The organism is Rhizobium sp. PK7-22, assembly GCF_056530405.1.
Genome location: NZ_CP096514.1, coordinates 2,136,162 through 2,158,800, shown reverse-complemented (window position 1 = coordinate 2,158,800; position 22,639 = coordinate 2,136,162). Strand labels below are relative to the sequence as shown.

22 protein-coding genes are annotated in these 22,639 nt (G+C 63.6%); 14 read left to right on the top strand and 8 right to left on the bottom strand.

Features of this window, described 5'->3' with window-relative positions; genetic code table 11:
- Positions 1-20: 20 nt before the first annotated feature.
- Positions 21-308 carry an Asp-tRNA(Asn)/Glu-tRNA(Gln) amidotransferase subunit GatC gene (gene gatC, locus M1E10_RS15250; RefSeq protein WP_037165244.1) on the bottom strand — a complete coding sequence of 96 codons (288 nt, stop codon included), beginning with the start codon at positions 306-308 and terminating at the stop codon, positions 21-23.
- A gap of 87 nt (positions 309-395) precedes the next feature.
- On the bottom strand, positions 396-1,100 hold the full coding sequence (locus tag M1E10_RS15245) for a metal-dependent hydrolase (RefSeq protein WP_499173675.1): 705 nt from the start codon (positions 1,098-1,100) through the stop codon (positions 396-398).
- A gap of 116 nt (positions 1,101-1,216) precedes the next feature.
- On the opposite strand from M1E10_RS15245, the gene ruvX reads away from it, so the two are divergent.
- Positions 1,217-1,708, top strand: coding sequence for a RuvX/YqgF family protein (ruvX, locus tag M1E10_RS15240; protein ID WP_499173673.1), 492 nt, complete (start codon positions 1,217-1,219; stop codon positions 1,706-1,708).
- On the opposite strand, the gene M1E10_RS15235 is transcribed toward ruvX, so the two are convergent.
- On the bottom strand, positions 1,648-1,977 hold the full coding sequence (locus tag M1E10_RS15235; RefSeq protein ID WP_499173671.1) for a DUF6105 family protein: 330 nt from the start codon (positions 1,975-1,977) through the stop codon (positions 1,648-1,650). The genes ruvX and M1E10_RS15235 overlap by 61 nt on opposite strands.
- 369 nt (positions 1,978-2,346) lie before the next feature.
- Here M1E10_RS15235 and M1E10_RS15230 point away from each other — a divergent pair, with 369 nt between their 5' ends.
- From M1E10_RS15230 to M1E10_RS15220, 3 genes are read left to right on the top strand one after another with little or no spacing between them, the layout of a single operon-like run.
- Positions 2,347-3,000: a TetR/AcrR family transcriptional regulator gene (locus M1E10_RS15230; protein ID WP_499173669.1), complete on the top strand. Its 654-nt coding sequence runs from the start codon at positions 2,347-2,349 to the stop codon at positions 2,998-3,000.
- 34 nt (positions 3,001-3,034) lie between these two features.
- Complete coding sequence (locus tag M1E10_RS15225; protein WP_499173667.1) at positions 3,035-3,895, top strand: amidohydrolase family protein; 861 nt, start codon at positions 3,035-3,037, stop codon at positions 3,893-3,895.
- A 28-nt stretch (positions 3,896-3,923) separates the two neighbouring features.
- Positions 3,924-4,934, top strand: coding sequence for a Bug family tripartite tricarboxylate transporter substrate binding protein (locus tag M1E10_RS15220; protein WP_499173665.1), 1,011 nt, complete (start codon positions 3,924-3,926; stop codon positions 4,932-4,934).
- An 89-nt stretch (positions 4,935-5,023) separates the two neighbouring features.
- Here the strand turns inward: M1E10_RS15220 and M1E10_RS15215 are convergent, their stop codons facing one another.
- Complete coding sequence (locus M1E10_RS15215) at positions 5,024-5,668, bottom strand: TetR/AcrR family transcriptional regulator (protein ID WP_499173663.1); 645 nt, start codon at positions 5,666-5,668, stop codon at positions 5,024-5,026.
- 162 nt (positions 5,669-5,830) lie between these two features.
- Between M1E10_RS15215 and M1E10_RS15210 the strand changes: the two genes are divergently transcribed.
- A complete protein-coding gene (locus M1E10_RS15210) occupies positions 5,831-6,766 on the top strand; it encodes an AEC family transporter (RefSeq protein ID WP_499177193.1) in 936 nt (311 codons plus the stop codon).
- Here the strand turns inward: M1E10_RS15210 and M1E10_RS15205 are convergent.
- Positions 6,748-8,400: an acyl-CoA dehydrogenase family protein gene (locus M1E10_RS15205; protein WP_499173661.1), complete on the bottom strand. Its 1,653-nt coding sequence runs from the start codon at positions 8,398-8,400 to the stop codon at positions 6,748-6,750. The genes M1E10_RS15210 and M1E10_RS15205 overlap by 19 nt on opposite strands.
- 121 nt (positions 8,401-8,521) lie before the next feature.
- Here M1E10_RS15205 and M1E10_RS15200 point away from each other — a divergent pair, with 121 nt between their 5' ends.
- Genes M1E10_RS15200 through dprA form a run of 4 tightly spaced genes read left to right on the top strand, consistent with a single transcriptional unit; the run spans position 8,522 to position 12,548 of the window.
- On the top strand, positions 8,522-9,478 hold the full coding sequence (locus M1E10_RS15200) for an aspartate carbamoyltransferase catalytic subunit (protein ID WP_499173659.1): 957 nt from the start codon (positions 8,522-8,524) through the stop codon (positions 9,476-9,478).
- On the top strand, positions 9,475-10,764 hold the full coding sequence (locus tag M1E10_RS15195) for a dihydroorotase (RefSeq protein ID WP_499173657.1): 1,290 nt from the start codon (positions 9,475-9,477) through the stop codon (positions 10,762-10,764). Before M1E10_RS15200 ends, M1E10_RS15195 begins: the two co-directional genes overlap by 4 nt.
- Before the next feature lie 24 nt (positions 10,765-10,788).
- On the top strand, positions 10,789-11,394 hold the full coding sequence (gene plsY, locus M1E10_RS15190) for a glycerol-3-phosphate acyltransferase (RefSeq protein ID WP_499177192.1): 606 nt from the start codon (positions 10,789-10,791) through the stop codon (positions 11,392-11,394).
- 2 nt (positions 11,395-11,396) lie between these two features.
- Positions 11,397-12,548 carry a DNA-processing protein DprA gene (dprA, locus tag M1E10_RS15185; protein WP_499173655.1) on the top strand — a complete coding sequence of 384 codons (1,152 nt, stop codon included), beginning with the start codon at positions 11,397-11,399 and terminating at the stop codon, positions 12,546-12,548.
- Here the strand turns inward: dprA and M1E10_RS15180 are convergent.
- On the bottom strand, positions 12,501-12,719 hold the full coding sequence (locus M1E10_RS15180; protein ID WP_499173653.1) for a hypothetical protein: 219 nt from the start codon (positions 12,717-12,719) through the stop codon (positions 12,501-12,503). The two genes, dprA and M1E10_RS15180, sit on opposite strands and share 48 nt — an antisense overlap.
- A gap of 236 nt (positions 12,720-12,955) precedes the next feature.
- Here M1E10_RS15180 and topA point away from each other — a divergent pair, with 236 nt between their 5' ends.
- From topA to rpmG, 5 genes are all read left to right on the top strand, one after another.
- Complete coding sequence (gene topA, locus M1E10_RS15175; protein ID WP_499173651.1) at positions 12,956-15,646, top strand: type I DNA topoisomerase; 2,691 nt, start codon at positions 12,956-12,958, stop codon at positions 15,644-15,646.
- The gene (gene rnr / locus M1E10_RS15170; RefSeq protein WP_499173649.1) at positions 15,643-17,982 is read left to right on the top strand and encodes a ribonuclease R family protein; all 2,340 of its coding nucleotides are present in this window, start codon (positions 15,643-15,645) and stop codon (positions 17,980-17,982) included. The genes topA and rnr overlap by 4 nt, the downstream gene beginning before the upstream one ends.
- Positions 17,983-17,994: 12 nt before the next feature.
- The gene (locus M1E10_RS15165) at positions 17,995-18,447 is read left to right on the top strand and encodes a DUF983 domain-containing protein (RefSeq protein WP_499173647.1); all 453 of its coding nucleotides are present in this window, start codon (positions 17,995-17,997) and stop codon (positions 18,445-18,447) included.
- A gap of 201 nt (positions 18,448-18,648) precedes the next feature.
- Positions 18,649-19,833: an MFS transporter gene (locus tag M1E10_RS15160; protein ID WP_499173645.1), complete on the top strand. Its 1,185-nt coding sequence runs from the start codon at positions 18,649-18,651 to the stop codon at positions 19,831-19,833.
- 92 nt (positions 19,834-19,925) lie between these two features.
- Positions 19,926-20,093 (top strand): 50S ribosomal protein L33, encoded by a 168-nt coding sequence (rpmG, locus tag M1E10_RS15155; RefSeq protein ID WP_029618620.1) that lies wholly within the window; start codon positions 19,926-19,928, stop codon positions 20,091-20,093.
- Between the two features lie 674 nt (positions 20,094-20,767).
- On the opposite strand, the gene M1E10_RS15150 is transcribed toward rpmG, so the two are convergent.
- Both M1E10_RS15150 and M1E10_RS15145 read right to left on the bottom strand, forming a co-directional pair.
- Positions 20,768-22,138: a PleD family two-component system response regulator gene (locus tag M1E10_RS15150; RefSeq protein WP_499173644.1), complete on the bottom strand. Its 1,371-nt coding sequence runs from the start codon at positions 22,136-22,138 to the stop codon at positions 20,768-20,770.
- A 16-nt stretch (positions 22,139-22,154) separates the two neighbouring features.
- On the bottom strand, positions 22,155-22,526 hold the full coding sequence (locus tag M1E10_RS15145) for a response regulator (RefSeq protein WP_029618618.1): 372 nt from the start codon (positions 22,524-22,526) through the stop codon (positions 22,155-22,157).
- Between the last annotated feature and the right edge of the window lie 113 nt (positions 22,527-22,639).

Sequence of the window (22,639 nt, the reverse complement as noted above, 5' to 3'; positions counted from 1 at the left end):
GAAGGCAGCAGTCACGAATGCTATTCGACGACCTTCGGCACGAGGAAGAAATTGCGGTCGGTGACTGGCGCGTTGGCGACGATGTCGTCGGCCTTGTCGCCGTCGGTCACCACGTCGGTGCGCTTGCGCATGACCATCGGCGTGACGGAGGTCATCGGCTCGACGCCGTTGACATCGACTTCCGACAATTGCTCGACGAAGCCGAGAATGCCGTTCAGCTCGCCGACCATCCGCTCTGCCTCTTCCTCGCTGACAGCGATGCGGGCAAGGCTAGCGACGCGCTTGACGGTGGCGAGATCGACGGACATGGCATGACTCCGGGCAAGAATTTCCTACCGCTATAATGGCCACGTCCGCCGTTCGCAACTCCCCGCTCTGCTGGGGGGAGCGGTAAATCAGAAGCTGAGGGTCGTGCCGGGTGTCGGCGTCTCGACCCGGGTGCGCGTCCCCTCCATGCCCTTCACGAATTTGTCGGCGGTCTGGTCGACGATCGGGAAGGAGCCGTAATGGCACGGGATGGCGTGCTTGAAGTCGAAGAAGCGCTGGCAGGCAAGTGCTGCGACCGCACCGCCCATGGTGAACCGGTCACCGATCGGCACCAGGCCGATGTCAGGCTGGTGCAGTTCGTTGATCAGCCCCATGTCGGTGAAAATGTCGGTGTCGCCCATGTGCAGCACCGACTGCTCATCATCGAAATGCAGCATCAGGCCGTTGGCGTTGCCCAAGGCATGGGACACGCCGTCCTCAGTGATCTGGGCAGACGAATGCTGGGCCTGAGTGAAGGTTGCCGTGAAGCCGTCGAAGGAGACGGTGCCGCCGGTATTGCCCATGTCGATCTTCGCCACGCCTTTCTTGCCGAGCCATGTTGCCAGATCGGCGTTGGCCAGCACGATCGCGCCGGTTTCTTCCGCAAGCGCCACGGTATCGCCGACATGGTCGCCGTGACCGTGGGTGAGAAGAATGTGGGTAATACCCTCTGCGGCTTCGCGGCGATCCAGACCTGCAAAGCCCGGGTTGCCGGTGAAGAAGGGGTCGATCAGCAGCTTCGCCTTGGCAGTCTCGATGCGAAAGGCGGAATGGCCGAGCCAGGTGATCTTCATGACAGTCTTCCTCGATAGATAATGCGAAAATTGGTGAGAATGTTAAAGAGATATCCGGGCCGCCGCTAAAGTGAAGCGGCGGCGACTTCATTTATACGCCAAAGGATGCCGAACGGATGACCGTGCTGACGATCGAGGACCTCGCCGGAGCCCTGCAGAGCGGACAGGCCGTCGCCGGGCTGGATCTCGGGACGAAGACCATCGGCCTTGCGATGTCCGACCTCGGTCGCCGCTTCGCCTCGCCTCGCCCCGTCCTGAAGCGGACGAAGTTCACAAAGGACGCCGAACTCCTGCTGGCGTTCGCGGCGAAGGAAAAAGTGGCGGCCTTCATCATCGGGCTGCCGACCAACATGGACGGTTCGTCCGGGCCACGGGTCCAGGCGACGCGCGCCTTCGTTCGCGGGATGAGCGAGAAGACGGAGATCCCCTTCGTCTTCTGGGACGAGCGCCTGTCCACCGTCGCGGCGGAACGGGCATTGATCGAGATGGATGTCTCGCGTGCCAAGCGGGCCGATCGGATCGATTCGGCGGCTGCGAGCTTCATCCTTCAGGGTGCGCTCGACAGGCTCTCGTCTCTGGAGAGGACCGAATCGCTGCGCATCTCCTGACGACGGCGCCACCAGGCGGCGATGGCCTTGCGGCGGCGGAAGCCGATGATCATGAAGACGACGGTGCTGTCGACCATGATCGCCCGCATAACGAGCGGCGGAATGCTCTCGGCAGGAATGCCGAGCACACCGCTGTAGACGTTGAAGACAAGGTCGTGCGCCTGCCGGGTCAGCATGAACACGCCAAAACTCATGTCGTTGTAGGAAAGCCCGTACCAGCTGCCGAGCAGCAGGATCGGTCCCGCCCATAGAATCAGGAACCACTTCATGCGGTCCTCCTTCCCGGCTGAACAAGATGAAACTCCATCGTTGCCAACCATCTCATCAGAGCCATCAGGCTCAGGACGACCGCGGGCATGGCTATATCCAGGGCCAACACCGCAAAGAACATCGTCATGATGCTCAGCAACGCGTGGTCTGGAATGACAGTTCCCTGCGGCAACGGTTCGATCCGTCCATGGTTAACATCCGATTAACGTTAACTTAGGCATGTCGCCTCCCAGCGCAACGCGAACCGTTTGGCATGGTTAATGACGGGGCGGCCGCTGTGGATAACGCGCAGCCTCGCCGTCCCCGTTGCGCAGATATCCGCAGGAAGCAGATTGACTGAACAACTAATTTGTACAAGTGTACAAATTATGAGATCGAACGCCAAGGAATCCCTGCTGTCCAACGCCGCCACGCTGTTTTCCCGCAGCGGCTACAATGCCGTTTCGCTGCGCGATGTCGCCAAGGCGGCAGGAGTGAATGTCGGCAGCCTCACCTACCATTTCGGCACCAAGCTCAATCTCCTGCGCGAGATCTACCAGCGGCACACGCTGCCGATGAATGCGCGGCGCCTCGAACTGCTCGGCGAGGCACGGCGAATCAAGGATCCCGACGAGCGCCTGATGGCGATTCTACGGGCCTATGTGGTGCCCGCCTTCGTCTCGTCGTCCGGTGGCGATGGCGGCGGAGCGGAGTTCACGCGCATGCGCGCCGTGCTTTCCGCCGAAGGCAATCCGGACGCCCAGGCGATCATCGCCGACGCCTTCGACGAGACGAGCCGCACCTTCATCGAGGCGCTGGGGGACTGCGTGCCGGGCGCGCCGCTGGAGAGCCTGGTCTGGCGCAGCCAATTCCTGCTCGGCGGGCTCTACTACGCCCTCATCAACCCGGAGCGGGTGACCCGCCTCTCCCATGGCGCTGTGGACGGCGACGACCGCGAAGCAGCGGTCCGCCACCTCGTCGAGGCGACCTATGCGAGCTTCAAATGCCTGTCTGCCGCCAGCCCGAGAGTTCCAAGCCCATGACGGTTGCGGCGGCCGCTACCGAGGAGAACGAGATTTGAGCCCCGACCATTCGACATCCACCACCCGCCGCCCCCCTTCCCTGGTGTTGCCCGCCGGCAGTTGCGATGCGCATTGCCATGTCTTTGGACCTGCGGCGGTATTTCCCTACGCAGACGACCGCAGCTATACGCCCGCCGACGCGCCGAAAGAGGCGCTGGCGGCCCTGCATCAGCGGCTTGGCGTGGATCGGGCCGTTATCGTCCAGGCCAGCTGCCACGGCACCGACAACCGCGCCATGCTGGACGCGATTGCCTGGCGTCCCGATGCCTACCGCGGCGTCGCCATCGTCGACGATAGCTTCGACCACCAGGCGCTGCAGCAGCTGCACGACGGTGGCGTGCGCGGCGTCCGCTTCAACTTCGTCCGGCACCTGGGAGGAGCGCCGGACATGGCAGTCTTCGACCGGGTTATCGCGCGGATCAAGGCGCTGGGCTGGCATGTGGTCCTGCATCTCGACGCCGTCGACATCGAGCCGCTCTCCGACATGATCCGCGCTTTGCCCCTGCCTTTCGTCATCGATCACATAGGCCGCGTGGACACCGGTCTCGGCACCGACCAGCCGGCGTTTCGATCGCTTCTGGAAATGGCCAAACGGGACAACTGCTGGGTCAAGGTCTGCGGCTCGGAGCGGATCTCCCGCTACCCCTTCGATGCGGCCATCCCCTTTGCGCGGGCGCTGGTCGAGACGAGCCCGGATCGCACGCTGTGGGGCACCGATTTCCCACATCCCAATCTCAAGGACCCTGTCGATGAGGCAGACCTCGTGGACCTGGTCCTAAGGTTTGCGCCCGCTGAGGAGGAGCGTCAGCGGCTGCTCGTCGACAACCCCGCGCGGCTATACGAATTCGCCACCTGAACGGCGTCTATTGGAGGAGGAGGAAGACATGACACACCCACGAACACACAAGACCGGGCTATTGCGGCGAACCCTGCTGACGGCCGCCGTTTCGGCTCTGGTACTGACCACCGCCGCACCAGCGATCGTCCATGCGCAGGAAGACTATCCTGCCCGCGAGATCACCCTCGTGCTGCCGTTCGGCCCCGGCGGGATCGCCGACATCACGGCTCGCGTCGTTGCCGAAGCTCTTGGGAGGAAGCTCGGCAAGCAGATCGTGATCATGAACCAGCCGGGCGCCGCAGGCTCGGTCGCCGCCCGTGCCGCGCTCAATGCACCCGCCGACGGCTACACGCTCGCGCTTCTCTCCAACGGCACCGCCATCAGCGTGCCGCTGTTTGAAAACCTGCAGTTCGATCCGCTCAAGGACTTCGTGCCGGTCTCCAGCCTTGCCTATTTCGACTTCGTCTTCGTCACCAAGGAGGGCGGCACGTTCAAGACGCTCGCGGACGTCCTTGCCGCTGCCAAGGCCGAGCCCGGTGCTTTGAACGTCGGGACCATCAACGTCGGCAGCAGCCAGAACCTGGCTGCGGAACTGTTCAAGTCGACGGCGGGAGTGGATTTCACCATCATTCCCTACAAGGCGACACCGGATCTGCTGGTTGCCCTGCTGGGCGGCGAACTGGATGTCATCATCGACAGCCAGACGGCGCTGAAGGCGGCGCTGGAACAGGGACAGGCCACCGCACTTGCCTCCTCCGGCCCGACCCGCTCCAAGCTCCTGCCGGACCTTGCGACGGCGCAGGAACAGGGTGTGGAAGGCTTCGACGTGACATCCTGGAACGCGATCTTCGCGCCCACCGGGACACCCCAGCCGATCATCGACACGCTCAATGCTGCCCTTACCGAAGTGCTGGCGGAGCCGGCTATTCAGGAACGGTTTGCGGATCTCGGCGTCGAAGCCCGCTCCAGCACGCCGCGGGAGATCGGCGACCGGCTGGCCGCCGACATCGAGAAGTGGGGCGCCGTGATCGAGAAGGCCGGCATTCCGAAGCAGTAGGACCCGCGAGGGCCTGGCAGCAAGAACTACCCGCTGCACTCCGCCCGGAAGGACAAGAGCTTGGCGCCCTTCCGGGCATTCGATGTCCCTCAGCCGTAGATGCCGCGCACCAGCCGGCGCACCGACGTCTCGATCTTCTGCCAGTCCTTCTCGCTGCGCAGCGGAAGACCGGCAAATTCGCCGGTGGCGACGGCGGAGATGACGAGGTGCTGGATCGCGGCAAACAGGATGCCGTTGACCGTCGGTGCGTCGACGCCCTTCGGGGCCGTCAGGCTGCCGCGCATGCGGTCGAGCCATTTGGCGAGCGACCGGGAGCGCGCCTCGGCCAGCCTGCGCACCTGCGGGGTGTCCTTGGAGACCTCCCAGGCGATGATCTTGCAGACCAGCGGATCATGCCGCAGCGCGTCCATATAGAGGAGCGACAGCCGCTCCATCAGGTCGCCGTAGGTCAGGAGGAACATGCCGCCGGAGTCTTCCGGAATGCGCTCCTTCACCCATCCGCCGAGATCCGCCCCGATGGCGTCGAGCAGGCCGTCCAGTCCGCCGTAGTAGCGGTAGATCAGCTGCTTGTCGCAACCGGCCCGGCGGGCGACCGCATTGATACCGAACCCCTGGAAGCCCTCTTCCGCGAGCAGGCTTCGCGCTGCCAGGAAAATGGCGGCTTCGGTCTGGACGCGATTCTTGACCCGCCTTTCCGGAACGGGTTCGACCAGGGCTTCCTGCACTGCAAGCATAGACGGCACTCCAACGTCTTTTGCCGATAAGCCGCGGTGATCGTTGAAACAACCGTACGCGAGCGGCCATACACAGAAACCCGCAGGGATTGCGCCGGACGGGTGCAGCGGGTAACCCTCGCCCGTCATTTCCTGCCGCTTCTCTCTCCCTGGCCCTTCCCCATGCTGATCATCTTCGAAAGCATCCTGCCGATCTTCCTGCTGGTCCTCCTCGGGGTCGCCTTGAAGCGCAGCCCGCTGATCAACGGCACCTTCTGGGAAGGGCTGGAGCAATGCGGATACTACGTGCTGTTTCCGGCGCTGCTCTTCCACACGCTTGCCACCGCCGATTTCTCGACGATGGAAATCGGCGCGATCGGCACCGCCGCCGTCGTCGCCGTCCTCGTGATGTGCGGGCTGGTGCTGGCGCTCTGGACCGTCCTGAAGCGGGTCGGGGTTCCGGCTTCGGCCTTCAGCTCCGTCTTCCAGACCGCCACCCGCTGGAATGCCTTCATCGCGCTCGCCATCGCCCAGAAGATCCAGGGTGACACCGGGCTGACCGTGGTGGCGCTGGTGATGGCCGTGATCATCCTGCCGATCAACTTCATCAATGTCGGCGTGCTGTTGAGGTTTTCGGGCGCCCAGATGAGCTACGGCACCTTCGCGCTGCGGATCATCACCAATCCGCTGATCATCAGCAGCATCCTCGGCGTCATCGTCAACCAGTCGGGCCTTGCGATCTATGCTCCGCTGATGACGACGGTCGACCTCGTCGCCCGTGCCGCCCTCAGCCTCGGTCTGATTGCGGTCGGGGCCGGGCTGCGCGTCTCAGATGCGCTGAAGCCGCGGCCGCTCGTACTGTTTTCCACAGCGCTGAAGCTCGCCGTCTTCCCGCTGCTGATGATTGCCGTGGCACTTCTGGCGGGGGTGACGGGCCCGGCGCTGGTGATGCTGGCGCTGAGCGCCAGCGTGCCGACCGCCATGAACGGCTATATCCTCGCCAAGAAGATGGGCGGCGATGCCGAGCTCTATGCCGCCACCGCCACGGTGCAGACGGTCTTCTCCTTCGTCACCATCCCGCTGGTGCTGATGATCGCCGGTCAGCTCGCGGCGGGATAGAGAAGATCGACAATGTAGGAGGCGTCGAAGCGGGCATCGAGCATGCCGTAGGTGGAGCGCCACCCTCCGGCAAGCCGCGTCTCGAGGAAGGCATCGGCGATCTTGCCGGCACCCAGCCGCGCCAGTTCGGCGGCACTGGCGGCAAGCGCCAGCTGCTCGACGAGCAGGCGGGCCGCTCCTTCATCCGTCTCGCAGAGCGCCATGGCGGCACGCAGCACTTCGATCGTCTTGCGACCGGAGGCGCCGAGATCCCGCTCGAAGCCGGCAAGCACGAGCTCGAAGAGGTCCTTTCCGCGCGACAGCACCCGCAGCACATCGAGCGCCATGACGTTGCCGGAGCCCTCCCAGATCGCGTTGACCGGCGCCTCGCGATAGTGGCGGGCGAGCGGGCGTTCCTCGACGTAGCCGTTGCCGCCCATGCATTCCATCGCCTCGTAGATCAGCGACGGGGCGATCTTGCAGTTCCAGTATTTGATGACCGGCGTCATGACGCGCGCGAAGGCCGCCTCGGCGGGATTGTCGGCGGCGCGATCGAAGGCATCGGCTAGACGAAAGGCGAGTGCCGTGGCGGCAGCGACATCGAGCGCCATGTCGGCCAGCACGCGGGTCATCAGCGGCTGGTCGATGAGGTTCTTGCCGAAGACGCTGCGGCCGCGGCAGTGGTGGACGGCTTCCGCGAGCGACGCGCGCATGATGCCGGCGGAGGCCAGCGCGCAATCCAGGCGGGTCAGCGTCACCATGTCGAGGATGGTGCGGACACCGGCACCGGGATCACCGAGCAGATAGCCGAAGGCGCCGGCGAATTCGACTTCCGAGGACGCGTTCGACCGGTTGCCGAGCTTGTCCTTCAGCCGCTGGAACTCCAGTCCGTTGGCGGAGCCGTCCTCCAGCAGGCGGGGCACCAGGAAGCAGCCGATGCCCTCGTTGGTGTTGGCGAGCATGACGAAAGCGTCGCTCATCGGCGCCGACATGAACCATTTGTGGCCGGACAGACGGTAGATCCCCTCGCCGACTCGTTCGGCCGTCGAGCGGTTGGCGCGCACATCCGTACCGCCCTGCTTTTCCGTCATCCCCATGCCGATGGTGACGGCGGTCTTCTGCAGCGCCGGGCGGTTCGACGAATCGTATTTGCGCGACAGGATCTTCGGCGCCCACTCCCGCTGCACCCGCGGCGATGCCATCAGCGCGGCGACCGAGGCGCTCGTCATGGTCAGCGGGCAGAGATGGCCGCACTCGAGCTGCGAGGTCAGGTAGAAGCGCGTCGCGCGCGCCTTGTGCTCATGACCCTTGGCCTCGGGGATGCTTTCCCAGACGGAGGAATGCAGGCCGATCGACATCGAGCGGCGCATCAGCGCATGCCAGGCGGGATGGAATTCCACCACGTCGAGGCGCTCGCCGCGCGGCCCGTGGGTGCGCAGCTTCGGCGGGCTTTCGTTGGCCATCCGCGCCAGCTCCTGAGCCTCCGGCGAGGTGGCGTAATGGCCGATCGAATCGAATTCGTCGCGCAGGCCACGATGCAGGCCGGCGGTGAGGTCGACGATCAGCGGATCTGATCGATAGGCATTGATACCGGACCAGGGTTTCGGCTGGTTCAGTTCGGCAAGTTTCTGTTCGGTCCGGCTATTCTGTGTCATAGGGCGCTTCTAGCCCGTTTCTCCGAAAAATGCATGAGGATGAACCGACTTTTCCCGGCCATTCGCTTGCCCGCCCCGCAGCCAGTCATTATAGACGCCCGAACGCAAGCGGAGACGCCTCATGGTCTTCTTTCCCCACCGCCATCTCCTCGGCATCAAGGGTCTCACCGAACACGATCTCACCTATCTCCTGGACAAGGCCGACGAGGCCGTCCAGATCAGCCGCCAGCGGGAAAAGAAGACCTCGACGCTGCGGGGGCTGACGCAGATCAACCTGTTCTTTGAAGCCTCCACCCGCACCCAGGCCTCCTTCGAGCTCGCCGGCAAACGGCTGGGCGCCGACGTGATGAACATGTCGGTCGGCAATTCGTCGGTGAAGAAGGGTGAGACCCTGATCGACACGGCAATGACGCTGAACGCCATGCACCCGGACGTGCTGGTGCTGCGCCATTCATCGGCCGGCGCTGCGGCGCTTCTCGCCCAGAAGGTTGCCTGCTCCGTCGTCAATGCCGGCGACGGGCAGCACGAGCACCCGACGCAGGCGCTTCTCGATGCGCTGACGATCCGCCGCGCCAAGGGCAAGCTGTCGCGCATCATCGTCGCCATCTGCGGCGACGTTCTCCACTCCCGGGTGGCACGCTCCAACATCCTGCTCCTGAACGCCATGGGCGCGCGGGTGCGTGTCGTCGCACCGTCGACGCTCCTGCCCTCCGGCATCGCGCAGATGGGTGCCGAGGTCTTCCACTCCATGGAAGAGGGGTTGAAGGATGCCGACGTGGTGATGATGCTGCGCCTGCAGCGCGAGCGCATGTCGGGCTCCTTCGTCCCCTCGGTGCGGGAATACTTTCACTTCTACGGCCTCGACGCGGAGAAGCTGAAGGCGGCCAAGGATGACGCGCTCGTGATGCATCCCGGCCCGATGAACCGCGGCGTCGAGATCGCTTCGGAGGTTGCCGACGGTCCGCAGAGCGTGATCGAGCAGCAGGTGGAAATGGGCGTCGCCGTGCGCATGGCCGTGATGGAAACGCTGCTCCTGTCGCAGAACCAGGGGCCGAGAAGCGAGGGATTGCGCGCATGACCCAAGCCCTCGTCCTCACCAATGCCCGTATCATCGACCCGTCCCGCAACTTGGACGAGGTCGGTACCATCATCGTCGGCGACGATGGCCGTATCCTGGCCGCCGGTGCCGACGCCCGCAATCAGGGCGCGCCGGAAGGCGCCGTCACCCGCGACTGCAAGGGGCTTCTTGCCGTTCCCGGCCTCGTCGATGCGCGGGTCTTCGTCGGCGAACCCGGCGCGGAGCACCGGGAGACGATTGAATCCGCCAGCCGTGCGGCGGCCGCCGGCGGCGTCACCTCGTTCATCATGATGCCCGACACGGATCCCGTGCTGGACGACATCGCGCTTGTGGAATTCGTGCAGAAGGCGGCGCGTGACAAGGCGGTGGTCAACGTCTATCCGGCAGCGGCCCTGACGAAGGGGCTCGCCGGCCATGAGATGACAGAGATCGGCATGCTCCAGAAGGCCGGTGCCGTCGCCTTCACCAATGGCCGCCAGCCGCTGCACGACACGCTGGTTCTGCGCCGCGCCATGACCTACGCCCGCGAGTTCGATGCGGTGATTGCGCTGGAGGCGCGCGACCAGTACATCGGTGCAGGCGTCATGAACGAGGGCCTCTACGCCAGCTGGCTTGGCCTTGGCGGAGTGCCGAAGGAGGCCGAGATCATTCCGCTGGAACGGGACCTGCGGATCGCCGGGCTCACCGGCGCCCGCTATCACGCCGCCAAGATTTCGGTTCCGGAATCGGCCGAGGCGATGCGGGTCGCCCGCCGCCGCGGCGCAGATGTGACGTGCGGCATCTCGATCAACCACCTGTCGCTCAACGAGAACGACATCGGCGAGTATCGCACCTTCTTCAAGCTCTCGCCGCCGCTGCGCACCGAAGATGATCGCATGGCCATGGTCGAGGCGCTGGCGGACGGGACGGTCGACATGATCGTATCCTCCCATGATCCGCAGGACGTCGACACCAAGCGTCTGCCGTTCGCCGACGCGGCGGATGGCGCGATCGGACTGGAGACGCTGCTGGCCGCTGCCTTGCGGCTGCATCATTCCGGCCATGTGCCGCTGATGCGCCTGATCCATGCCATGTCGACCCGACCCGCGGAGATCTTCGGGCTCGACGCCGGTACCCTGAAGCCGGGCGCGCGGGCGGACATCACGCTGATCGATCTCGACGAGCCCTGGCTGGTGTCGAAGGATGCGATCCTGTCGCGCTCGAAAAACACGCCGTTCGAAGATGCCCGCTTCTCCGGCCGGGCGGTCGCCACCTATGTTGGCGGCAAATGCGTTCATGCACTCTGAGGAGGCGAGCCTGTGACTGACATCATGACCTGGCAGATCGGCGGCGGCGTCGCCCTTGCCGCCATCGTACTTGGGTATCTTCTCGGCTCGATCCCCTTCGGGCTGCTCTTGACCCGCATGGCGGGACTTGGCGACATTCGCAGCATCGGCTCTGGCAACATCGGCGCGACCAATGTGCTGCGCACCGGCAACAAGAAGCTCGCCGCCGCGACCCTGCTGCTCGATGCGCTGAAGGCAACCGTTGCCGCTCTCGCCGGCTTCTACATCGCCGGACCGGAAGCCGGTCTGCTGGCAGGCTTCGGCGCCTTCATCGGACACCTGTTCCCGGTCTGGATCGGGTTCAAGGGCGGCAAGGGTGTTGCGACCTATATCGGTACGCTGCTCGGCGTCGCGCCGCTCTGGGTGCTGGCCTTTGCTGCGGTTTGGCTGACGGTCGCCTTTATCAGCCGGTATTCCTCCCTCTCGGCCCTGGTTGCAACGCTTGTGATTCCGGTTGCATTGTGGATAGTGGGCGAGGAAAAGATCGCAGCTGTCATGGCCATCATGACGGCAGTGTCCTTCTGGCGGCACGAAGCCAATATCAGGCGGCTGCTGGCAGGCACGGAAGGCAAGATCGGCCAGAAGGGATAGCGATGCCTGAGGGCGGCGCAAGACGGATCGGGATTGCGCTGACCGACAGGCAAAGGATCGCCTGGCTTCGATTGATCCGCAGCGACAATGTCGGCCCCGCCACGTTTCGCGATCTCATCAACCACTTCGGTTCCGCCGAGGCAGCGCTTGCCATGCTGCCAGAACTCTCCAGCCGCGGCGGCGCCTCGCGCACCGTCCGGATCGCCACCGTCGACGAGGCCGAGAGGGAACTCGAGCGTGCCCACCGTTTGGGGGCACGGTTCATCGGCATCGGCGAACCGGATTATCCGGCGGCGCTTCGGCAGATCGACGGCGCGCCGCCTCTGCTCGCGGCGAAAGGTCGCTCCGGGGCCACCATCCGGCCTTCCGTCGGCGTTGTCGGATCGCGCAATGCCTCGATCAGCGGCGCCAAATTTGCCGCGATGATCGCCCGCGACGTCGGCCGCGCCGGCTATACCATCACTTCGGGCCTCGCTCGCGGCATCGACACCGCCGCCCACCGCGCCAGTCTCGATACGGGAACGATTGCGGTTCTGGCGGGTGGGCTGGATCAACCTTATCCGCCGGAAAATCTGTCACTCCTGGAGGAGATCACCGACGGCGACGGCCTTGCGGTCAGCGAGATGCCGTTCGGATGGGAGCCCCGCGCCCGTGACTTCCCGCGCCGAAACAGACTGATCGCGGGGATTTCGCTCGGGGTCGTCGTGGTGGAGGCGGCGCAAAGGTCCGGGTCGCTGATCACGGCCCGCATGGCGGGCGATTTCGGGCGGCTGGTTTTCGCCGTGCCGGGATCGCCGCTCGATCCCCGATGCCACGGCACCAACGGTCTTCTCAAGGAGGGAGCGATCGTCACGACCGGGCCGCAGGACGTGCTCGATGCCCTGGCACCGCTCTCGCAGATGGCTCCTCCCCCATCCTCCGTGATCGAGGAGCCGGAACAGGAGGAAGGCGGCAGGTCGTTCCTCCCACCGGACGACAGCGAGCGACAACAGATCGTCTCGGCGCTCGGACCGACCCCGGTCGAAATCGACGACATCATCCGCCATACCGGGCTTGACGCGTCTGCAGTCTACCTCGTTCTCCTCGAGCTTGATATCGCGGGGCGCCTACACCGTCACTCCGGAGGGCTTGTTTCCATTGCCATGAGCGACTGAGCGTGGGCGGCGACCGGACTGCACGTCTCCTGCCTCGACGTAGGCCATCTCGATCAGGTAGCAGAGCATGTCGGCTCCCTCTTTCGAGGCCACCTGATGCAGTTCCCCGAGCATCTGGCGGATGTAGGCGATAGCCTCTGCGTCGCCGGAGCTCTGACGTTCCGATCCCATGATCCACCCTGTCTGACTGGGCCCCTCGCCAGATGCCGAATGCAGCCTGGCAGACGCAGGATAGTCCGGTAATCTAAAATTGCAACCGATAGAATATCATCTAAAGGTTGCACCACGTTGCACCGCTTAATTTGGCCCTGGCACTTGACCGCAACGAAAAGGCCATCCATGTCGGAAGCCAAGATATGCCTGCAACCATGTCGTTGCCCCGGCTCAGCCTCACCTTAGAGAAGCAAATGAACGTCGTCGTCGTCGAATCTCCGTCCAAGGCCAAGACCATCAACAAGTATCTCGGCCCGGGCTACAAGGTTCTCGCATCCTTTGGTCATGTTCGCGATCTTCCTGCAAAGGACGGGTCGGTTCTGCCTGACCAGGACTTCGAAATGCTGTGGGAAGTGGACAGCGCCTCGCAAAAGCGCATGAAGGATATCGCTGACGCCGTCAAAGGCTCCGACGGATTGTTCCTCGCGACCGACCCGGATCGCGAGGGCGAAGCGATCTCCTGGCATGTGCTCGACCTCCTGAAGAAGAAGCGCGTGCTCGGCGACATGCCGGTGAAGCGTGTCGTCTTCAACGCGATCACCAAGAAGGCCGTGCTCGACGCCATGGCCAATCCGCGCGATATCGATGCGCCGCTGGTGGATGCCTATCTGGCGCGGCGGGCGCTCGACTACCTCGTCGGCTTCAACCTGTCGCCGGTGCTGTGGCGCAAGCTGCCGGGCGCCCGTTCGGCCGGCCGCGTCCAGTCCGTCGCCCTGCGCCTCGTCTGCGATCGCGAGACCGAGATCGAGCGATTCATTTCGGAAGAATACTGGAACCTCTCGGCCCTGCTGCGCACGCCGCGCGGCGACGAGTTCGAAGCCCGCCTCGTTTCGGCCGACGGCAAGCGGCTGCAGGGTCGCTCGATCAAGAACGGCGAGGATGCCAACCGCCTGAAGACGCTGCTCGACGGCGCGACCTATGTCGTCGACAGCGTCGAGGCGAAGCCCGTCAAGCGCAACCCCGGCCCGCCCTTCACGACCTCCACCCTGCAGCAGGCCGCCTCGTCCAATCTCGGCTTCAATGCATCGCGGACGATGCAGGTAGCGCAGAAGCTCTACGAAGGCTTCGACATCGGCGGCGAGACCGTCGGTCTGATCACCTACATGCGAACAGACGGCGTGCAGATGGCGCCGGAAGCCATCGATGGTGCGCGCGGCGCGATCCGGGACCAGTTCGGCGACCGCTACCTGCCAGAGAAGCCGCGGTTCTATTCGACCAAGGCCAAGAACGCCCAGGAAGCGCACGAAGCCATCCGACCCACCGATTTCAACCGTTCGCCCGACAAGGTGCGGCGTTATCTCGATAGCGATCAGGCCCGGCTCTACGAACTGATCTGGAAGCGCGGTATCGCCAGCCAGATGGCCTCGGCCGAGATCGAGCGCACGACGGTCGAGATCCTTGCCAGCAATGGCGGCGAGAAGGCCGGCCTGCGCGCCGTCGGCTCCGTCGTTCGCTTCGACGGCTTCCTCGGCGCCTATGTCGATCAGCGCGAAGAAGGCGACAAGCGTGAGGATGACGACGAGGAGGGTCGCCTGCCGCAGATCAACGCCCAGGAAGCGCTCGCCAAGAACAAGGTGAACGCCAGCCAGCATTTCACCGAGCCGCCGCCGCGCTATTCGGAAGCCTCGCTGATCAAGAAGATGGAAGAGCTCGGCATCGGCCGGCCCTCCACCTATGCCGCGACGCTGAAGACGTTGAGCGACCGCGAATACGTCATCATGGACAAGCGCAAGCTCATTCCGCATTCCAAGGGGCGGCTGGTGACGGCCTTCCTCGAAAGCTTCTTCACCCGCTACGTGGAGTATGACTTCACGGCCGATCTCGAGGAGAAGCTCGACAAGATCTCCGCCGGCGAACTGGACTGGAAACAGGTCCTGCGGGAGTTCTGGACGGACTTCTTCGCGCAGATCGAAGACACCAAGGAACTGCGGGTCACCAACGTTCTCGACGCGCTGAACGAGACGCTGGCTCCGCTCGTGTTTCCCAAGCGCGAAGACGGCAGCGACCCGCGGATCTGCCAGGTCTGCGGCACCGGAAACCTGTCCCTGAAGCTTGGAAAATACGGCGCCTTCGTCGGCTGCTCCAACTATCCCGACTGCAATTTTACCCGCCAGCTTTCCACCGAGGGGAGCGAAGCCGATGCCAGCGCGCTGACCGAGCCGAAGGCACTCGGCGCCGATCCGCATACGGGCGAAGAGCTGACGCTCCGGTCCGGGCGTTTCGGCCCCTATATCCAGCGCGGCGAGGGCAAGGAAGCCAAGCGGTCGTCGCTGCCAAAAGGCTGGAAGCCGGAAGACATCGACCACGAGAAGGCCCTCGCGCTGATCGGCCTGCCGCGCGACGTCGGACAGCATCCGGAATCGGGCAAGATGATCTCCGCCGGTCTCGGACGCTACGGCCCGTTCCTGCTGCATGACGGCGGCTATGCGAACCTGGAGAGCATCGAGGACGTCTTCACCATCGGCCTCAACCGGGCGGTTACGGTGATCGCAGAGAAGAAGAGCAAGGGACCGAGCGGACGCGGAACACCCGCTGCCCTGAAGACGTTAGGCGATCATCCGAGCGGCGGTGCGATCACCGTTCGTGACGGGCGCTACGGCCCCTACGTGAACTGGGCCAAGGTCAACGCGACGCTGCCGAAGGGCAAGGACCCGCAGTCCGTCACCCTGGAAGAGGCCATGGCGCTGATCGTCGAAAAGGGCGGCAAGGCTCCTTCCGCCAAGGCAAAGCCGAAGAAGGCTGCCGCCAAGACGGGGACTGCGGCGACCAAGAAGGCTGCACCGAAAGCCAAGGCTGCCGCGGGCGCCAAACCCAAGGCTGCAGCGAAGACTGCGGCCAAGACGACAGCCAAGACGGCGACAAAGGCGAAGAAGACCGGAACGTGACGAGAGAACGACGCGAGAAGACTACGGCCCCCAGGAAGACATCCGCCTCTGACACGGCTGGCAACAAGCCAGCCATCATCCATGGGGCGGTACCGCCGCGCGACGTTCTTCTGGAATTCATCGCCGACAATCCGGACCGGGCATCGAAGCGCGAGATCGCCAAGGCCTTCGGGCTGAAGGGCGAGACGCGCGTCGAGCTGAAGGATATGCTGCGCGCGCTGGAGGACGAGGGCCTTCTCAAGAAGAGCCGCAAGACGCTGGCCCGGCCAGGCGCCCTGCCCCCGGTCACGGTTCTCGACATCACGACACGCGACAAGGACGGCGAACTGATCGGGCGTCCGGCGGAATGGCCGGAAGACATGGGCACCGCACCGGCCGTCCTCATTCGCCAGTCCTCTGACGGTCGCGGAAAAGGCAAGTCCCCTGCCGCCGGCCTGAATGACCGCGTGTTGGCCAAGATCTTCGCCAACAAGGACCGCACCGGCCCGGCCTATACCGCCCGCGTCATCAAGATCATCGACAAGCGCAAGGGCGCCTCGCTCGGCGTCGTGCGCATGAGCGAACACGAAATCCGCTTGATGCCGATCGAGCGGCGCGGCGAGGAGATGGTGATCGAGACCGAGGGTCTCGGCGAGGCCAAGGACGGCGATCTCGTCGAGGTGGAAGTTGCCCGCACCGGTCGCTTCGGCCTTCCGCGGGCCCGCGTGCTTTCGGTCGTCGGCTCCGTTGCAAGCGAGAAGGCGATCTCGATGATCGCCATCTATGCGCATGGCATTCCGCACATCTTTCCTCAGGCCGTTCTCGACGCAGCCGAGGCCGCTCGCCCTGCCCCGATGACGAAGCGGGAGGACTGGCGCGACGTGCCGCTCCTGACCATCGACCCCGCCGACGCCAAGGACCACGACGACGCCGTCTACGCGGAGCTCGACACCAACCCGGACAACCCGGGCGGCGTCATCGTCACCGTGGCGATCGCCGACGTCTCCTGGTATGTCCGCACCGGCTCGCCGCTCGACCGCGAGGCGCTGAAGCGCGGCAATTCGGTCTACTTCCCAGACCGGGTCGTCCCGATGCTGCCGGAACGCATTTCCAACGATCTCTGCTCGCTGCGCGAAGGCGAAGACCGGCCGGCGATCGCGGTGCGGATGGTGTTCTCGCACGAGGGGCGCAAGGCCAGCCACACCTTCCACCGCATCATGATGAAGAGCGCCGCCAAGCTCTCCTACCAGCAGGCCCAGGCCGCCATCGACGGCAAGCCCGACGACAAGAGCGGACCGCTGCTGGAGCCCATCCTGAAGCCGCTGTGGCATGCCTATGCGATCATGAAGCGCGGGCGCGAACGGCGCCAGCCGCTCGAGCTCGACATGCCGGAGCGCAAGCTCATCCTGAAGCCGGACGGCACCGTCGATCGCGTGCATATCCCCGAACGGCTCGACGCCCACAAGCTCATCGAAGAGATGATGATCCAGGCGAATGTCTCCGCCGCCGAGACGTTGGAGAAGAAGCGCCAGCCGCTCGTCTACCGCGTCCATGATGCGCCGGCGCTGTCGAAGCAGGAAACCCTGCGCGAGTTCCTGGCGACGATCGGCTTCTCGATGGCGAAGGGCGGACAGGTTCGGGCCAACTCGTTCAACGGCATTCTGGCACGCGCCGTGGATACACCGCACCAGACCATGGTCAACGAGATGGTGCTGCGCTCCCAGAGCCAGGCGATCTACAGCCCGGAGAACATCGGGCACTTCGGCCTCAACCTGATGAAGTACGCGCATTTCACCTCGCCTATCCGCCGCTATGCGGATCTGATCGTGCATCGCGCGCTGGTGGGCTCTCTGGGGCTCGGCGAAGGCGGCATCACGCCCGAGCAAGAGGCTAGCCTCGACGACATCGCGGCCGAAATCTCTACCTTCGAGCGCCGCGCAATGGCCGCTGAGCGCGATACGGTCAACCGGCTGATCGCGCACCACCTCAGCGAGCGGGTCGGGGAAGAATTCGAGGGCCGGATCTCCGGCGTCACCAAAGCCGGGCTGTTCGTGGCTCTTCCCACATATGGCGCGGACGGCTTCGTGCCGATCTCGACGCTCGGAAACGACTACTTCATCTATGACGAAGCCCACCAGGCGCTGACCGGCGAAAAGACAGGGCTCGGGTACCAGCTCGGGGATTCGGTCCAGGTGAAGCTTGCAGAGGCCATACCACTGGCCGGTGCGCTGCGGTTCGAGATGCTGAGCGAGGGCCGCAAGATGCCGACACCAACCCGTTCCTTCCACAAGTCGGGGCGGCGAGGCGGCGGGCCACAACGGCCGATGGCCGGCACTCGCCCGCGGCGTGGCCGATAGGAGCGAACGGACATGCATAATCCAACCGAGCAGCCGGTCCAGTATGGCGGAGGCAAGCCAGCCGAACGCCCGGTGATGCGATCCATCGGCCGCGGCATGCGCAATCACTGCCCATCCTGCGGCACGGGGAAGCTGTTCCGCGCCTTCCTGAAGCCGGTCGACCAATGCGCAGTCTGCGGCGAAGAGATGCACCATCATCGTGCCGACGACCTGCCTGCCTACCTCGTCATCTTCGTGGTGGGCCATGTCCTGCTCACCGGCTACATGCTGACCGCCTCGGTCTTCGTCCTCTCGCCCTGGGCGCATCTGGCGATTTGGGTCCCGCTCGCGGTGCTTGCCGCCCTGTTGACCATCCAGCCGATCAAGGGTGGCGTCATCGGGCTCCAGTGGGCGCAGCAGATGCATGGGTTCGGCGGCGATTCCGACGAGGATTCGCTACGGCGGCACAGCGGCTCGGATCCCTGACATGCACCTTTCCCACAGACAGCGCGGCACGCGGCAGCGAAAGGGATTATCGGCCTTCAACAGTCCGGATTATTCACCCCGTTCGCGAAGATGTCAGAATCACGCTGCAGGCTGAACCGCCACAGCTACTTAAAAATCGCCTTCCACTCCGCCTGCTACCGTTGAGGACGGTTGGTCCTCCCCTGATCCAGAGACCCTCGGATGTCCCGACCACAGAACACTCTAAACGGCCACGTCGAAGAAATTCACTGGCCCTCGCTGATCGCGGCCATATCTGCGATCAGCGCGGTCGGAATTGCAATCGGTCTCGGGCTGCCGCTGCTCAGCATCATCCTGGAGAAACGCGGGATCTCCTCGACGATGATCGGGCTGAACTCTGCCATGGCGGGTGTCGCGGCCATGATCGCCGCGCCCATCACCACGCGGCTGGCCCATGATTTCGGCGTCGCGCGAACGATGCTTTGGGCCGTCGTCATCTCGGCCATCAGCGCGCTCGGCTTCTACTATGCACAAGCATTCTGGATGTGGTTTCCGCTGCGCTTTGCCTTCCATGGCGCCATCACCACCTTGTTCATCCTGTCGGAATTCTGGATCAACGCTGCGGCACCGCCGCGCCGCCGCGGGCTTGTCCTCGGGATCTATGCAACCGTACTGTCGGTGGGCTTCGCAATGGGCCCCCTGCTCTTCTCGGCGATCGGCAGCGACGGTATCCTGCCCTTCCTGATCGGTTCAGCCGCCATCCTGCTGGCGGCGGTGCCCATTTACATCGCCCGCAACGAAAGCCCGGTGCTGGATGAGAAGCCGGAGCGGCACTTCCTGCGCTACATCCTGCTGGTGCCGACTGCGACGGCGGCCGTCTTCGTGTTCGGCGCCGTGGAAGCCGGTGGACTGTCGCTGTTTCCAATCTATGCGCTTCGCTCGGGCTTCAGCGAGTCCCAGGGCGCGCTGCTGCTGACAGTCATGGGTGTGGGCAACATGATCTTCCAGATCCCGCTTGGAATGTATTCCGATCGCCTGCGGGACCGGCGCCCGCTGCTGGCGGCCATGGCGGTGGCCGGTTGCATCGGTTCCCTCATGCTGCCGCTTCTGATCGAGGACTGGCTGTTGACGGCCGTCGTGCTCCTCTTCTGGGGCGGCTGCGTCTCCGGCCTCTATACGGTGGGGCTTGCCCATCTCGGGTCGCGACTCACCGGCGCCGACCTCGCTGCGGCGAATGCCGCTTTCGTGTTCTGCTACGCCGTCGGCACCGTGGCCGGCCCACAAGCGATCGGCGCGTCGATCGACGTCAGCGGCAACAACGGATTTGCCTGGGCCCTGGCTGCTTTCTTCGGCCTCTATGTGGTACTCTCCATCGGTCGGTATCTTTTTAAACCGAAACAGACTTGACTTTTCGGGCGCGATTTGTAGTTTCGCGCCAGAATTCGCCGTGGACACCAACCGGTCTCCCGCGGCCTCATTTTTCCTAAAGGCAGGACATCATGGCGAAAGCTACAACCATCAAGATCAAGCTGCTGTCGACGGCAGACACCGGCTTCTTCTACGTCACCGAGAAGAACAGCCGTACGATGACGGACAAGATGTCCAAGACCAAGTACGACCCGATCGTTCGCAAGCACGTCGAGTTCAAGGAAGCCAAGATCAAATAAGATCGAGCTTCCGGTTGAAAAAAGGCGCGCGCTGCAAAGTGACGCGCCTTTCTTTTTGGGCTGAACTTGAACGAAAAAAGCGCCGCGCTCCGGTAGGAGGCGGCGCTTTCTAATGGGGGTCGACCAGCTGCAGCACGGCACGAGGAACCGCTTTTATGTGCAACCGGTCGACCGACCCCACGACCCAGGAGATGCGGCGGACCTGAGCATCATGGGGTATCTCTTCCCGCTGGGGAAAATATACTTTCGGAGATGAAAGTCTCTCAAGCGAACAAGAAAATCAACGTCTTCTTAAATTCCCGGCCGACTATGTCTTTTGTTGGTTAAAATCGGGAATAAATCCGGTTTCGTGGCGACAACGGGCCGCTGTATTCTCAGCGATAGTACCAGCAAATTATGATGGTATTACTTCAGCACTATTTCCGTGTTCATAGCTTCGAAATACGAAACATGACGAAACAGTGAAGCACTAAATTAAAACCAAGTTTAAACAAGAAACTGGCAAGAAGCTTTCTACCAGATGAAATGCCAGGGCTATGGTGTCCGGCTTGCCGATGGCAACTACACTGATTCCAACATTCGCCAAGACCATTTTTCGCCTCAGATGCTGGTCAGTCTCTCACCGTTCCAAGGCAACGACGGCAGGCCGCAACTGTTCGTGAATACAACGACGATCAGGCTGCAGCAGCCACGACGCGGTTGCGCCCGCCGTTCTTTGCCTCATACAGGGCCTTGTCGGCCTGCTTGAGCAACTGCTCCGGCGTCTCCGCACCCTTCTCGTTGCAGGCTATCCCCAGTGACGCCGTGATGTTGAGGGCGACCCCGGAGGAGCGGAGCACGAACGGCTCGTTCTCGATCAGGCTGCGCAGCCGTTCGGCGATCATCTCGGCCACGCTGGCATCGGTATCCGGCATCACCACGACGAACTCTTCCCCGCCGTACCGGCAGGCAAGATCGGCTCCCCGCACGGTCGACCGGATGCGGCTGGCAAATTCCTTCAGAACCTCGTCCCCGACATCGTGTCCATAGGTATCGTTGACCTGTTTAAAACGGTCGATGTCCGTGATGCAGACGGAGAGCGAGCGACCACGTGCGGCGGCACGATTGAAGAGCGTCTTCAGATGGCTGTCCAGATAGCGGCGATTGTTGAGCCCCGTCAGTCCATCGGTGACGGCAAGCTCGATGGTCTGGCGGACGCTGGTGCGCAGCCGGTCGTTGTAGCGCTTGCGCTTGATCTGCGTGAGGCTGCGGGCCACCAGTTCGTTGGGGTCGATCGGCCGAACGATGTAGTCGTTGACGCCTATGTCGAGCGCCCGCACGATCACATCCTCGGCACCTGGCTCCGTCACAAGCAGCAGAGGCAGAAAGCGGGTGCGTTCCAGCGAGCGCAGGTGCGAGCAGAGACGAAGCGGGTCGTATTCGTCCAGATTGGCATTGACGATCACGAGATCGAAGGGGTTTTCCGCCGCCTCGAATAGGGCTGCCTGGGGATCCGACATGGCCACCACCTGGGCAACCGGCTTCAGCGCCTTTATGATGCGCTCCTGCGAGCTTGCGCGGCTATCGACCAGCAGCACCTGCCCCGGCTCTTCCCGGCCGTCGGTACCCCTCAGCATGTCCTCTATGCCGACATTCTGGGCCGTTTCCGCGCGAATGCGAAGTTCGTCGCTCAGCGTCTTCAGCCGCACCAGGCTCTTGACCCGTGAAATGAGCTGCAGGTCGTTGACGGGTTTCGTCAGGAAATCGTCCGCACCCGCCTTGAGGCCCCTCACCCGGTCGGCGGGCTGGTCCAGCGCCGTCACCATCACCACGGGAATATGGGAGGTGCGCGGGTCGGCCTTCAGCTGTTCGCAGACGTCGAAGCCGCTGATGCCAGGCATCATGATGTCGAGGAGAACGAGATCCACGGGGGTCTTGTGGCAGATGTCCAGCGCCTTGTAGCCGTCATCGGCAGTGAGCACGTCGAAGTATTCCGCCAGCAGCCGTGCCTCGAGCAGCTTCACGTTCGCCGGGATGTCGTCGACCACCAGAATGCGCGCTGTCATGGTCAGTTCTCCCGTTTCACGCGTCGCCGAGGTAGGTCTTGATGGTCTCGATGAATTTCGGCACCGAGATCGGCTTCGACACATAGGCTTCGCATCCGCCCTGCCGGATGCGCTCCTCATCGCCCTTCATGGCGAAGGCCGTCACGGCAATGACCGGGATGATGTGCAGTTCGTCGTCTTCCTTCAGCCATTTGGTGACCTCAAGGCCGGAGACCTCGGGAAGCTGGATGTCCATGAGGATCAGGTCCGGGCGGTGCTTGCGGGCGAGGTCCATCGCCTCCATGCCGTTGCGGGTCTGGATGGTTTCATATCCGCAAGCTTCGATCAGATCGCGGAAGAGCTTCATGTTGAGCTCGTTATCTTCGACAATCATGACCCGCTTGGGCATGCATTCGTCCTCAAATCCTGCTTCGACCGCTTTTCAACACTCTATATTGTTGCACCGGAGCCGATTTCACTTTGTATGTGGAATCGACCCTATGAGCATTTGGTTGAAAAAGA

Excerpts from the sequence above, each read along its gene's own strand:
- M1E10_RS15195 (WP_499173657.1), top strand. The coding sequence starts at position 9,475 with ATGACCCAAGCCCTCGTCCTCACCAATGCCCGTATCATCGACCCGTCC.
- M1E10_RS15200 (WP_499173659.1), top strand. The coding sequence starts at position 8,522 with ATGGTCTTCTTTCCCCACCGCCATCTCCTCGGCATCAAGGGTCTCACC.
- ruvX (WP_499173673.1), top strand. The coding sequence starts at position 1,217 with ATGACCGTGCTGACGATCGAGGACCTCGCCGGAGCCCTGCAGAGCGGA.
- M1E10_RS15165 (WP_499173647.1), top strand. The coding sequence starts at position 17,995 with ATGCATAATCCAACCGAGCAGCCGGTCCAGTATGGCGGAGGCAAGCCA.
- M1E10_RS15215 (WP_499173663.1), bottom strand. The coding sequence starts at position 5,668 with ATGCTTGCAGTGCAGGAAGCCCTGGTCGAACCCGTTCCGGAAAGGCGG.
- topA (WP_499173651.1), top strand. The coding sequence starts at position 12,956 with ATGAACGTCGTCGTCGTCGAATCTCCGTCCAAGGCCAAGACCATCAAC.
- M1E10_RS15150 (WP_499173644.1), bottom strand. The coding sequence starts at position 22,138 with ATGACAGCGCGCATTCTGGTGGTCGACGACATCCCGGCGAACGTGAAG.
- M1E10_RS15145 (WP_029618618.1), bottom strand. The coding sequence starts at position 22,526 with ATGCCCAAGCGGGTCATGATTGTCGAAGATAACGAGCTCAACATGAAG.
- M1E10_RS15220 (WP_499173665.1), top strand. The coding sequence starts at position 3,924 with ATGACACACCCACGAACACACAAGACCGGGCTATTGCGGCGAACCCTG.
- M1E10_RS15245 (WP_499173675.1), bottom strand. The coding sequence starts at position 1,100 with ATGAAGATCACCTGGCTCGGCCATTCCGCCTTTCGCATCGAGACTGCC.
- M1E10_RS15160 (WP_499173645.1), top strand. The coding sequence starts at position 18,649 with ATGTCCCGACCACAGAACACTCTAAACGGCCACGTCGAAGAAATTCAC.
- M1E10_RS15180 (WP_499173653.1), bottom strand. The coding sequence starts at position 12,719 with ATGGGATCGGAACGTCAGAGCTCCGGCGACGCAGAGGCTATCGCCTAC.
- M1E10_RS15205 (WP_499173661.1), bottom strand. The coding sequence starts at position 8,400 with ATGACACAGAATAGCCGGACCGAACAGAAACTTGCCGAACTGAACCAG.
- rpmG (WP_029618620.1), top strand. The coding sequence starts at position 19,926 with ATGGCGAAAGCTACAACCATCAAGATCAAGCTGCTGTCGACGGCAGAC.
- M1E10_RS15230 (WP_499173669.1), top strand. The coding sequence starts at position 2,347 with ATGAGATCGAACGCCAAGGAATCCCTGCTGTCCAACGCCGCCACGCTG.
- plsY (WP_499177192.1), top strand. The coding sequence starts at position 10,789 with ATGACCTGGCAGATCGGCGGCGGCGTCGCCCTTGCCGCCATCGTACTT.
- M1E10_RS15235 (WP_499173671.1), bottom strand. The coding sequence starts at position 1,977 with ATGAAGTGGTTCCTGATTCTATGGGCGGGACCGATCCTGCTGCTCGGC.
- dprA (WP_499173655.1), top strand. The coding sequence starts at position 11,397 with ATGCCTGAGGGCGGCGCAAGACGGATCGGGATTGCGCTGACCGACAGG.
- gatC (WP_037165244.1), bottom strand. The coding sequence starts at position 308 with ATGTCCGTCGATCTCGCCACCGTCAAGCGCGTCGCTAGCCTTGCCCGC.
- M1E10_RS15210 (WP_499177193.1), top strand. The coding sequence starts at position 5,831 with ATGCTGATCATCTTCGAAAGCATCCTGCCGATCTTCCTGCTGGTCCTC.